The sequence below is a fragment of the Bradyrhizobium septentrionale genome (assembly GCF_011516645.4).
GTDB classification, from domain to species: domain Bacteria; phylum Pseudomonadota; class Alphaproteobacteria; order Rhizobiales; family Xanthobacteraceae; genus Bradyrhizobium; species Bradyrhizobium septentrionale.
In genome coordinates this window covers 5,799,253-5,811,454 of the sequence record NZ_CP088285.1, presented here as the reverse complement: position 1 = coordinate 5,811,454, position 12,202 = coordinate 5,799,253, and the positions used below count along the sequence as shown (strand labels likewise).

The following is a 12,202-nucleotide window of genomic DNA, read 5'->3' as shown; positions in this document are numbered from 1 at the left end:
TGACGAGTTTCGCATGCCCGCACCCAAGCCGCCTGCCTTCGAAACCTTGAGCCTGCACGCCGGCCAGCGCCCCGATCCCGCGACCGGCGCGCGCGCGGTTCCGATCTATCAGACCACGTCCTATGTCTTCCAGGACGCCGACCACGCCGCGGCGCTGTTCAACTTGGAACGCGCCGGCCACATCTATACGCGCATCTCCAATCCGACGACCGCTGTGCTGGAAGAGCGCATCGCCGCGCTCGAATGCGGCGTCGGCGCGATCTGCACCGCCAGCGGCATGGCCGCGATGCATCTGGCGATCGCAACCCTGCTCAATGCCGGCGATCACATCGTCGCCTCCGCCTCGCTCTATGGCGGCACCATCAACATTTTGGCGCACACGCTGCCGCGCTTCGGCATCACCACCACGTTCGTGAAGCCGCGCGCACTCGACGAGTTTCGTGCCGCGATCAAGCCGAATACGCGGCTCGTGATCGGCGAGACCATCGGCAATCCCGGCCTCGAAGTGCTCGATATCCCTGCGGTCGCGCAGATCGCGCATGATGCGAAGATTCCGCTGTTGATCGACAACACCTTCGCGACGCCCTATCTCAGCCAGCCGATCGAGCTCGGCGCCGACATCACGATGAACTCGGCGACCAAATGGATGGGCGGCCACGGCATTGCGATCGGCGGCGTCATCGTCGATGGCGGCCGGTTCGACTGGCGCGCCTCGGGCAAATTCCCGCAGCTCACCGAGCCCTATGCCGGCTATCACGGCATCGTCTTCGACGAGCAGTTCGGCAAGGCCGCCTTCATCATGCGCGCCCGCACCGAGGGCCTGCGCGATTTCGGCGCCTGCCTGTCGCCGACCAACGCCTTCCAGCTGTTGCAGGGCATCGAGACGCTCGGCGTCCGCATGGACCGCCACGTCAGCAACACCCATGCAGTGCTCGACGCCCTCGCCGCCAACAAGGCGGTCGACTGGGTGCTGCATCCGTCGCTGGAGACGCATCCGGACTACGCGCTCGCCAAGAAGCTGTTGCCGCGCGGCGCCGGCTCGATCATCAGTTTCGGCATCAAGGGCGGCCGCGCCGCCGGCAAGAAGTTCATCGAGTCCCTGAAGCTGATCAGCCATCTCGCCAATGTCGGCGACGCCAAGACGCTAGTGATCCACCCCGCCAGCACCACGCATCAACAGATGGACGCCGATCAGCTCAAGGCCGCCGGCATCGGCGAGGAGCTGGTGCGGCTCTCGGTCGGCATCGAGACCGCGCAGGACATCATCGACGATCTCGGCCAGGCGCTACGCGCCTCGCAAAGGACCTGAGCCATGCAGCTTTCCGTCAACGGGTCAGACACGTTCATCGCCACCGGCGGCAAGCCGTTCGATGCGCAGCTCGCCACGGTGGTGATGATCCACGGCGCCGGGTTCGATTCCTCGACCTGGGCATTGCACAGCCGCTGGTTCGCCCATCACGGTTTTTCCGTGCTGGCGCCTGATCTCCCCGGCCACGGGCGCTCGGCCGGCAAGCCGCTGAAGACCATCGCCGAGATGGCCGACTGGACCGCGGCGCTGATTGAAGCGGCCGGCGCAGCCAAGGCCCGGCTGATCGGCCATTCGATGGGCTCGCTGATCGCGATCGAGACCTCGGCGCGGCATCCCGACAAGGTCTCCGGCCTCGCGCTGATCGGCACCGCCGCGACCATGACGGTCGGCCCCGACCTGCTGAAGGCCGCCGAGGCCAATGATGCTGACGCGATCGACATGGTCTCGATCTGGGGCCTCGGCTTCAAGGCCGAGCTCGGCGGCAGCCTCGCGCCGGGGATGTGGATGCACCAGGGCGCGCAGCGGGTGCTGCAGGAGGCGAAGCCGGGCGTGCTGTACAACGACCTCAACGCCTGCAACGCCTACCAGAATGCGCTCACGGCGGCGGCCGCGGTCAAGGTGCCCGCGACCTTCATCCTCGGCGAGCGCGACATGATGCCCCGCCAAGGCCGGCAAGACGCTCGCCGCCGCGACGCCGAATGCGCGGACCGTGGTGCTGCCGGGCGCCGGTCACATGATGATGGTTGAGCAGCCCGACGAATTGCTGGCGGCGCTGCGATAGCGGCGGCGGTCCCCCTCCCTTCCCTTGTGGGAGAAGGTGGCGCGAAGCGCCGGATGAGGGGTTCTCTCCGCAGATGAGATCGGGGAGACAGACCCCTCTCCCGGCTTCGCTGCTTTCGCATTCGACGTGCCCTTTGCCGCCACCACCCAAAATATCGAAAACAACCCCATGCAAAGTAGCAGGGCGGCCGCCGGCACTCGGAAAAGCAACTTGACGTGTCGGGCAACTCAACAGTATATTCTATTATTCCGAACTTTGCGAACGCGCCTGCGCAACGTCAACTTGACCGCACTAGACACATGCGGCGTGCCCGCGCGTGTCGTACGGCCGCCTCAGCGAGGGCAGTAGAGATTTCCCGCAGGAATCGCTTGCCACGCTTCGGCCTCGCACGCGCAAGCCTGCGGGCCATTTCCGCGGTCCTTCTCAAACTCAGAAGATGGCATCGAGAACCTGCTTGATGAGCCGAGCGGTTGGCGCGTCGCACCTTTTGCACCCAAGGAAATCAACCCACACATAGTAAGTGGTCGACTTCTCAGAAATACAAAAGCCTGCTACAAAAGCCAATCTCGGGCGCACAAAAAACGTAGGTTTTTCAATAAGAAAACTGGAAGTCGGCAGTACCCACCCAACCAAGTGTGGGCGGCGGGCGCAGCAGCGTTGATTTGCATCAAGGGCGTGACAGCAACAACGTCGATAACGGCAATGAGCCGCGAACGGTGCGGTGGCGCATTCCCTCCCTCAATCAGCGGAGATCATCATGCCATACTCCCGGCCCAACGATCCAAGTCGTCGCCTTGTTCTCAGCGCACTTGCGGCGCTACCAGCATTCTCCATGCCGCTCGTTGCCAATGCGCAGGCGCAAACAACAACCGCGCAGGCACCCATTCCGACTGGGGGCGGCTTTTCATTCGCGGCGGTCGGCGATACCCGACCGATGATGTACCTACCGTTGAAACAGGGACAACCGGACCTCAGCAAGTTCTTCGTCGAGATGTTCGGGTTGGTCATGCCGGAAAAGGTCGCCGAGGCCGTCGTAGCGAAGGATGTGAAGATGATCTTCGATCCGGTCACAAAGGACCTGATCAAGGTGGTCATGCCGTTCGCGTCCAAGACGGAAGTAATGACACTGACGCTCGATAAAGGGTGGGTGACAGAGGCATCCGTTGAGGACGTAAAGCTCCTTCCTGGCGTGCACCGGACGATGTTCCGGCTCCAGGGCGGCGAATGGGTGACGCGTGAAATCGTGAAGGACGTTCAATCCGGTCGCGCCAAATTCGTGGTCAATAGCGGTGATGCCGTCTGGTGGGGCAATCAGGGCTTGACTGTCAGTGACAGCCCATACTGGAAGCGCGTGAATGATACGATGTTGAAGAAGCTACCCGCGCCGGATGACGAGATGCGCGCAGCCGGTCTGGATGGGCGCTTTTTCATGAGTGTGGGCAATCATGAGGTGTGGGCCGACCCAAAGATTGAGGGCGTTCTTTCGGCTGTGCCGTATCTGAAAAAATTCGGCGTCACGCCGGAAAACCTCATCTACAAATTCGACTTCAAGGGCACCCGCCTCATCTATCTCTGGAGTGGCAAGTACGATTACCGTTCGCCGTCGCTGTGGGACGCTGATCGGCCAAAATATGCCGAGCAGATGACCCAACTTCAAAAGTGGATGGACGAGGCGAAGGCCAATGGCATTCTGAAGGCGTTCATCGTCTTCCATTATCCCGTGTTTGCGCGGTCAGGCTTAGGCCCGATCCCGGCTCCCGATAACCCGCACAAGGTGATTGCGTCGTATGCCAAGGACATGGAGGTGGTCGTATTGAACGGGCACGTCCACACCACGGAAATCTACGACGTAGATGGGGTAAAGTATCTGATGTTGGGCGGTGGGGGCGCAGAACAAGACCCAATCCTGCCGGGGCGAACCAGCATCAAGGTGCCCGCTGACTATCCGCAGGACCTTTACTGGAAGGGCCAGCCTCCGCAAGAGGAGTACAACTACGTGCTGGTGGACGTTGAACCCGGCCAGAAGACGAAATTCACCCTCAATCGCTTCCGGCCGTGGTCGGCCGAGCCATTCGGGACTGAGGAACTCTTCAAGTGAGCAGGATGCCGGTGTTTACGGGAGTGAGGTTCTGGCGACAGCTATTCTGATCATTCACGGCTTGGTCGCGGTCGCACTACTTGGCGCGATAACACACCAGACTTTAGCCGCATGGGGATCGGCGGACGCGCGACCCGGCTCGTTCTTTGGCCGCTTTCGTTCCATACCGTCGGCCTCGTTCGCCAACGCCGTGGTCGTCCTGTATGCCGTTTCCACGCTGCTGGGTGGGGTCGTTTACCTTTATTTCCGTGTGGATGTCAGGCCCGAATTAGAGCGTGCGGGTCACTGGCATGTCCTCGGCTTCTTCGACCTCAAGGAACATTTCGCAGCAATCGGGTTGGCGTTGCTGCCCGCCTACTGGGTTTGCTGGCGGCGGCCGCTTGCCAACGAACCTGCTCAGACGCGCACGGCGCTCACCTCGATACTTGCCTTCATCATTTGGTGGGGCTTTCTGTCCGGTCACGTCGCTAACAACATCATGGGTTTCGGCTCATGACATCATCAGCCCCGTTCCGCCGCTTTGCATTCGCATTCGGGACCACGTTCGCGGTCCTCTACGTGGTCGCGCTCGCAAAGGACCTTGCTCTTTTCACCGTTTTCCCGTCGCTCGGCATCGTGCTCGCGGGCACGCATCATTCGCGAGACGTTGCTGACCCTGCGATGGGATTTCTAGCTCCGGCGATATACTGGTACGGGTGGACCGCGACGGCCGCGCTCGGGGCACTGATCGTCGCCCTCGTTGCTGCGTCGTTCGCCGAACGTTTGGCGCGATACGTTTGGCCGGGATGGATTTGGGTAATTCCCGTCCTCTCGATGATCGCTTGCGTCTATCTCACTCTGCCTTGGTTTCGACTTTAGCTTGGTTCTCAAAATCGCATAGTCGAGTTGTCGCGGCTTCACTCGAATACAAAAGCCTGCTACAAAAGCCAATCTCGGGCGCACAAAAAACGTAGGCCTTTCAATAAGAAAGCATGAAGTCGGCAGTACCTACCGCCTTCGCCAAGGCTACGGCGGACACGAGGGGAGAGGGTGCACCGCGCGTGCGGAGATATCGCCCTCACTGCTTCGCCGGCTTGCGCTCGATCGGATGGATGTCGATCGCGCGGAGGCGGCCGAGGCGCAGCACGTCCATCGAAAGCGTCCGGTCGATCCGGCTGTGATCGAGTGCGCGGATCAGATCGTCGACACCGTTGATCTCGATGCCGTCGAGCCTGATCGCGACGTCGCCGGGCAACAGCGCCGCGCGCGCGGCCGGACTGTCCGGCTCGATCTGCATCAAGAGCGCACCCATCTTGTTCTCGACGCCGGCGAGCACCGCATGCCGCCGCGGCACCGGCGCAGTCTGGCCTGCGACGCCGATATAGGCGCGGCGGACATAGCCGTGGCGGATGATCTCCGACAGCACGAACTGCGCGGTGTTGCTGGCGACCGCAAAGCAGATGCCCTGCGCGCCGTTGATGATCGCGGTGTTGATCCCGATCACCTCGCCCTTCGACGACACCAGCGGCCCGCCGGAATTGCCCGGATTGAGCGCGGCGTCGGTCTGGATCACGTCCTCGATGGTCCGTCCGCTGACCGAGCGGATCGAGCGTCCGAGCGCCGAGACCACGCCGGCGGTCACCGTCGATTCAAACCCGAGCGGATTGCCGATCGCGACCACGAGCTGGCCGCGCCGCAGCGTCTTGGAGTTGCCGAGCGAGGCATAGGCCAGATCGCGCGCGCCGTCGGCCCGCAGCAGCGCGAGGTCGGTGTCGGGATCGACGCCGAGCACATGCGCGTCGGTGTCGAAGCCCTCGGTGTCGCGCAGGCGGATCTCCTTCGACGATCCGACCACATGGCTGTTGGTCAGCACGAGCCCGTCGGGCGAGATCACGATCCCCGAGCCGAGCCCGCCGCGCTCGCGCGCATTGCGCACCTTCGGCCCGGTTTCGACGCGGACCACGGCCGGGCCGACGCGTTCGGTGACGTCGATCACGGCATTGGAATAGGCATCCAGCAAAGCCCGGTCAGAAGCCAGGTTATCTTGCCGGGCAGCGTCAGCCGCCCGCGATGACGGCGTGTCACCGGCGGTATCTGAGGTAAAATCCAGCATGGCGAGAGTCCTTTGGTCTCCTCAGATGGTGACCGGCTCCCGCTGCTGCAAGTGGTTACGCCTGCGCAAGCCCGCCCTGCTAGTCGGCCCGCCGCAGCACCCCGCCGCGCGCCCTGACCGGATCGAGCAGCGACCAGTCGCCGTCCGGCAGCACATGGCCCTTCGGGAACGGCGCACGCGGATCGAGCCCGAGCGAGCGCACCACGCGGTCGTCGCGGTAGTAGCACTGCAGCACGACTCGAATGAGCGTCGCCGCGGCAGCGCCGCCGTGGGCGCGAAACTCCTGCGCCACCGCATCGCGCCTGGCATCGTCGAGTTCGGCGAGCGGCTGGCCTGCGAGATCAGCCAGATGATCCAGCGCCTGCGCGACCAGCACGGTGTCGCGGCCGAGCGTTGCGAGCATGTCAGCCTGGATCGCGGCATCGTCCGCACCGGGCACCTTGTACTCGGAACTTTCGGGAACGATCATCGCAGCGACGGTGCGGAGATCGGCGCGCTGGGCTGCGGTCAGTTCTTTTGCATCGGACATGTCGGTTCTCTGGCAGCCTCAGTCGAACAGATTGGCGAGGCGCTGCTTCATCTGGTCGGCGATGTAGAGCGCGAGGGCCTGGATGGTGGAGGTCGGGTTCACGCCACCCGAGGTGACGAAGATACTGCCGTCGACGATGAACAGGTTCTTGACGTCGTGCGAGCGGCCCCATTCGTTGACCACGGAGCGCGCGGGATCGGTGCCCATCCGCGCGGTGCCGAGGAGGTGCCAGCCGCCCCACGAGATCGGCGCGTTGATGCAGAAATCGGTCGCGCCGGCGGCTTCGAGCACTTCGCGGCCGCGCGCCAGCGCATGGTCCATCATCTTCCGGCTGTTCTCGCTGATCGTGTAGTCGATCCTGGGCGCGGGAATGCCGTGGCTGTCCTTCAGCACGGGATCGAGCGTGACGCGGTTGTGCTCCTCCGGAAGATCCTCGCAGATCGCCGAGAATCCGAGCCGATGACCGTTGAGCTTGCGGAACGCGCGGTGATGATCCTTGCCCCAGGGCAGAATGCCCTTCTGCTCGCTCGTCACGGCCTCGAACACCGGCCCCGCGCCGCGGACGAACTGGACGCCGTAGCCGCGGACGAAGCCGCGCGACAGGTCCGTGTCATACCACTCCTTGCTCCACAGGCAGGTCGGCGGCGCCCGGTTGGAATCGGTCGGCTCGGTGACATAACCGTAGATCTGCGCGTAGGGGTGAAACATCAGGTTCTTGCCGACCAGGCCGGACGAATTCGCCAGCCCGTTCGGAAATTTCCCTGACACCGAGTTCAGCAGCAGCCGCGGCGTGCCGACGCCGTTGCAGGCGATGATGACGACCTCGGCCGGCTGAAACTGCTCGACGCCGTCCTTGTCGTAGTACACGACGCCGGACGCCATGCCGTGCTCGTTGGTCATGATCTCGCGTACCCGGCAATGAGTCTTGACCTCGACCCCGGCGCGGATCGCGTGCGGCCAGTAGGTAATGTCGGTCGAGGACTTGGCGCCCTGCGCGCAGGCCGGCGTGCAGTGGCCGAGATTGATGCAGCGCGCCCTGCCCTCATAGTCCATCGTCGCGACGGTCGTGTCCGATGGCCACCAGTGCCAGCCGAGCTTGTTCATCGCCTTGCCGATCAGCGGGCCCGATAGACCGAGCGGCTGCGGCGGCATCGGCGGATGGCTCAGCGGCGACAGCGGATCGCCGGACAGGCCCGACGTGCCCATGATGCGATCGTTCTCCTCGAAGAACGGCGTCAGCGCGTCGTAATCGATCGGCCAGTCGTCGGCGACGCCGTCGAGCGTCTTCACCTTGAAGTCGGACGGATGCAGCCGCGGCCAGTGCGCGGTGTACATCACGGTCGAGCCGCCGACGGCGTTGAAGTTGACGACCTTGATCGGCGAATTGTCGTCGTTAACAGGGTAATCCTCGGGCCGCTTGCGGATGTTCGGGCTCGACGACCAGTCGCCGTAGAATTTCGCCTCCCAGTCGCGCCCGGTGCTCGGATATTCGGCAGGGTTCATCCAGCCGCCCTGATCGAGGCAGAGGATGTGCATCCTGGTATCGGCGAGGCTCCAGGCCACCGCGGCGCCGGAGGCACCGGCGCCGATGACCAGGACGTCAACGGGTTCGTTCTTCATTCTTGTTCCTTGGAGTCTCTTCTTCTGTCATTGCGAGCCACCCGGTCGGCGCGGAGCGCCGCCGGATGACAGGCTCCGCGAAGCAATCCATTCTTCCCAAGCGGCGATATGGATTGCTTCCGCCTTCGCCGAGGCTTCGGCGGACAAGTCGTCGCTTCGCTCCTCGCAATGACGGGTAATGCGGCTCAATTCACGATTCTCACCGGCAAGCTTCGTATACCGCGGATGAAATTGGAATAGAGCCTTTGTGGTGGGCCCATGATCTCAAAGCGGAGGTCGCGCGCCAAAACCTCCTCCCAGAGGATGCGGAGCTGCTGCTCGGCGAGGCGGTCGCCGACGCAGCGGTGGATACCAGCGCCGAAGGCGAGATGCTGGCGCGGCTTGGCGCGGTCGATGATGAATTCATCGGCACGCTCGATTCTCGCCTCGTCGCGGTTGCCGGAGATGTACCACATCACCACCTTGTCGCCCTTCTTGATCCGGCGGCCGGCAAGCTCGACATCGTTGCGCGCGGTGCGCCGCATATGCAGCACCGGCGTGTGGTAGCGGATCGTCTCGGAGACGAGGTTCGGGATCAGCTCGCGGCGGGCGCGGACCAGCTCGAACTGCGCGGGGCTCTCGCACAGCGCCATCAGCCCGGCGGACATCGAATTGCGCGTGGTGTCGTTACCGCCGACGATCAGAAGCGCCAGCGTGCCGAGGAATTCGCGCGGTTGCAGGTTTCGCGTCGCCTCCGAATGCACCAGCATCGAGATCAGGTCGAAGGTCGGCGGCGCGCCGACGCGCGCATCCCATAATTTGCGGAAATACTCGCCCATCTTGACCATCTCCTCGAAACGCTCGTGCTCCGAATGCACGACAGCATCGGGCGAATCGACGTTGGCGATCGCGACATCGGACCACCAGGTCAGCTTCATGCGATCTTCCCAGGGAAAATCGAACAAGGTCGCCAGCATCATGTTGGTGAGATTGGTCGAGACCCGCTCGACCCAGTCGAAGGTCTCGTTGCGCGGCAGCGCGTCGAGCACAGCAGAGGTGCGTTTGCGGATCAGCGGCTCGAAATTGGCGAGGTTGGACGGCGCCACGATGGGGGCCACCGTGCGGCGCTGCGCCGTATGGCCCGGCGGATCCATCCTGATGAAATTTGCGATTTCCTGGCCCTTGGGCTGATCGACCACCTGAATCCCGCCGATTTCCGACGAATAGTTGTCGTGATCCAGCTCGACCGCGAAGATGTCGTCGTAGCGCGTCACCGACCAGTACGGGCCGTAGGCCGACGCTTCGCAATAATGCACGGGATCGTCGTGGCGGAGCTGCGCGAACAGCGGCCGCCAAATGTCATCTTGATAAAGCCGGGGATTGCTGACGTCGATTGATGTCGGCCTGCGCAGCGCCTCTGCCATCGCTTCACTCCCACTGGTTCCGTCGCCGCTTGGCGGGCGATCATTGTGCCGGGCCGACGATAGGGGCAATCCCGCGGTCGAGTAAAGCCACCGGGCGGACAGTCCGCCGCGCGGAATGCGCGCAGGCCCGCGCACCCGGCAAATCCCGATAGCTGCCCCGCTGTTCGATGTTTGTCGGCAGCGGCGAGACCGGCTAGCCTTGCCGGCAATCAACCGATCAGGGAGCGACGACAGGTGGCCGCATTGCGCCAGGACGACACCGCCCAGACGGCTGCGCCGGACTACGACGTCATCATCATCGGCGCCGGCCTGTCCGGCATGTACCAGCTGTACCGGCTGCGCGAGCTCGGCCTCAAGACGCGGGTGTTCGAGGCCGGCACCGGCGTCGGCGGCACCTGGTACTGGAACCGCTATCCCGGCGCGCGCTTCGATTCCGAGAGCTATTCCTACGGCTATTCGTTCTCGAAGGAGCTGTTGCAGGAATGGGAATGGTCCGAGCATTTCGCCGGACAGCCCGAGACCCTGCGCTACTGCAACTACGTCGCCGACAAGTTCGATCTGCGCCGCGACATCCAGTTCGAGAGCCGGATTACCGCCGCGATCTACCAGGACGACACGCGAAGCTGGCAGATCACGCTCGAGAACGGTGCGCGCCACTCCTGCCGCTTCCTGATCACCGCGATCGGCCCGTTGTCGACACCGACCCTGCCGCGCATCGAGGGCCGCGACGATTTCAAGGGGCAGTCGTTTCACACCGCGCGCTGGCCGAAAGGGAAGGTGGATTTCGCCGGCAAGCGCGTCGCGGTGATCGGCACCGGCGCGACCGGCATCCAGACCATCCAGACCATCGCCGGCGAAGTCGGCCACCTCACCGTGTTCCAGCGCACCGCCAACTGGGCGGCGCCGCTGCACAACGGCAAGATCGATACGGAGACGCAAGCCAGGATCAAGGCCGGCTATCCCGAGATCTTTGCGCGCTGCAAGGAGACCTTCGCCTGCTTCGTGCACACGCCCGATCCGCGCGGCGCGTTCGAGGTCAGCGACACCGAGCGCGAGGCGTTTTACGAAAAACTCTATGGCGAGCGCGGCTTCGGCATCTGGCAGGGCAATTTCAGGGATATCCTGATCGACCGCGCAGCGAATGCCACGATCAGCGATTTCGTCGCGCGCAAGATCCGTGAGCGCGTGAAGAATCAGGCGGTGGCCGAGAAGCTGATCCCGAAGAACCACGGCTTCGGCACAAGGCGGCTGCCGCTCGAGACCTTCTATTACGAGGTTTACAACCGCGACAATGTCGAACTTGTCGACCTCTTGGAGACGCCGATCGAAAAGATCACGCCCGAGGGTATCAGGACCAGCCAGAAGGACTACGCCTTCGACATCATCATCTACGCCACCGGCTTCGACGCCATCACGGGCAGCTTCGACAAGATCGATTTTCGCGGTGCGCATGGTGCGCGGTTGAAAGAGAAATGGACGCACGGCCCGGAAACCTATCTCGGGCTGATGGTCGACGGCTTCCCCAACATGATGATGCTGATGGGCCCGCACACCGCGCTCGGCAACATCCCGCGCAGCATCGAATACAGCGTCGACTGGGTCACCGGCCTGCTCCGCTTCGCGCTAGCGAAAGGCCTGACCTTCCTCGACGCCACGCCCGAGGGCGCCGCCGGCTGGACCGATCATGTCAAGGCGCTCGGCACAGGCCTGCTCTCCAACGAGGTCGATTCCTGGATGACCGGCATCAACCGCAACGTCGAGGGCAAGCAGACTCGCATCGTCGCCCGCTACAGCGGCAGCGCGCCGGCCTATCGCGAACGCTGCGACGCGGTCGCGGCGCAGGGGTATGCGGAGTTGCGGTTGGGGTAGCTCTCTCGGTCGCGCGAGTTGCCCGCCCCGTCCACCGCCGTCGTCCCGGCCTAGTGCGCCATTGCGCACGGGGGCCGGGACCCATAACCACAGGATTGAGTTGTCGAAGCATGCTGTGGCCACAGCGTCATAAGCCAATTGGCATTTGTGGTTATTGGTCCCGGGTCGCGCTTCGCTTGCCCGGGACGACGCCGGATGTGTGGCGCGGTTTGTGAGTCATACTTCCGCATTTTCGCGACATAAGTTGTCCGAGCTTTGCTCCTCATTTCGCCCTCCTCAAACAGAGGGCGCAGGGAAAGCCGGGTGCCGATCGCCCCCATGGGCCCGAGCAAAAGGTAGAAAGCTCGGGGGTAGGACCACGGGTGTAACCGGAGCTGATCGCGCGCAAAGAAAGCGGCGGAGAGCTTCCACACCCCTTGCGAGGGAGGGGCCGCAGCACACGCCTTGATGCAGATCAAAGGTTTTCCCCCCGACTGAGGATTCATTGGCGCGAGTTTGTCT

The 12,202-nt window shown here is 63.5% G+C and carries 9 protein-coding genes and 1 pseudogene; 6 read left to right on the top strand and 4 right to left on the bottom strand.

Annotated features, from left to right (window positions below; genetic code table 11):
* Positions 1 to 13: 13 nt before the first annotated feature.
* The 5 genes and pseudogenes from HAP48_RS29580 (at position 14) to HAP48_RS29560 (ending at position 5,046) form a co-directional block, all read left to right on the top strand.
* Positions 14 to 1,309 carry an O-acetylhomoserine aminocarboxypropyltransferase gene (locus HAP48_RS29580; protein ID WP_166203294.1) on the top strand — a complete coding sequence of 432 codons (1,296 nt, stop codon included), beginning with the start codon at positions 14 to 16 and terminating at the stop codon, positions 1,307 to 1,309.
* 3 nt (positions 1,310 to 1,312) lie between these two features.
* Positions 1,313 to 2,090 (top strand): annotated as a pseudogene (locus HAP48_RS29575) (alpha/beta fold hydrolase).
* Positions 2,091 to 2,847: 757 nt separating this feature from the next.
* Complete coding sequence (locus tag HAP48_RS29570) at positions 2,848 to 4,188, top strand: metallophosphoesterase family protein (protein ID WP_224496670.1); 1,341 nt, start codon at positions 2,848 to 2,850, stop codon at positions 4,186 to 4,188.
* A 61-nt stretch (positions 4,189 to 4,249) separates the two neighbouring features.
* Positions 4,250 to 4,684, top strand: coding sequence for a hypothetical protein (locus HAP48_RS29565; protein WP_166203292.1), 435 nt, complete (start codon positions 4,250 to 4,252; stop codon positions 4,682 to 4,684).
* Positions 4,681 to 5,046: a DUF1446 domain-containing protein gene (locus tag HAP48_RS29560; protein WP_166203290.1), complete on the top strand. Its 366-nt coding sequence runs from the start codon at positions 4,681 to 4,683 to the stop codon at positions 5,044 to 5,046. The genes HAP48_RS29565 and HAP48_RS29560 overlap by 4 nt, the downstream gene beginning before the upstream one ends.
* Before the next feature lie 199 nt (positions 5,047 to 5,245).
* Here HAP48_RS29560 and HAP48_RS29555 read toward each other — a convergent pair whose 3' ends face one another.
* The 4 genes from HAP48_RS29555 to HAP48_RS29540 all read right to left on the bottom strand — a co-directional run bounded on the left by HAP48_RS29555 (position 5,246) and on the right by HAP48_RS29540 (position 9,832).
* The gene (locus HAP48_RS29555; protein ID WP_166203288.1) at positions 5,246 to 6,280 is read right to left on the bottom strand and encodes a S1C family serine protease; all 1,035 of its coding nucleotides are present in this window, start codon (positions 6,278 to 6,280) and stop codon (positions 5,246 to 5,248) included.
* A 79-nt stretch (positions 6,281 to 6,359) separates the two neighbouring features.
* Positions 6,360 to 6,809 (bottom strand): hypothetical protein, encoded by a 450-nt coding sequence (locus HAP48_RS29550; protein ID WP_166203286.1) that lies wholly within the window; start codon positions 6,807 to 6,809, stop codon positions 6,360 to 6,362.
* A gap of 18 nt (positions 6,810 to 6,827) precedes the next feature.
* Positions 6,828 to 8,429 (bottom strand): GMC family oxidoreductase, encoded by a 1,602-nt coding sequence (locus HAP48_RS29545; RefSeq protein ID WP_166203284.1) that lies wholly within the window; start codon positions 8,427 to 8,429, stop codon positions 6,828 to 6,830.
* Between the two features lie 185 nt (positions 8,430 to 8,614).
* Complete coding sequence (locus tag HAP48_RS29540; RefSeq protein ID WP_166203282.1) at positions 8,615 to 9,832, bottom strand: cytochrome P450; 1,218 nt, start codon at positions 9,830 to 9,832, stop codon at positions 8,615 to 8,617.
* Positions 9,833 to 10,066: 234 nt separating this feature from the next.
* On the opposite strand from HAP48_RS29540, the gene HAP48_RS29535 reads away from it, so the two are divergent.
* Entirely contained in the window at positions 10,067 to 11,701 is a 1,635-nt protein-coding gene (locus HAP48_RS29535; protein ID WP_166203280.1) for a flavin-containing monooxygenase, read from the top strand.
* Positions 11,702 to 12,202: the final 501 nt, after the last annotated feature.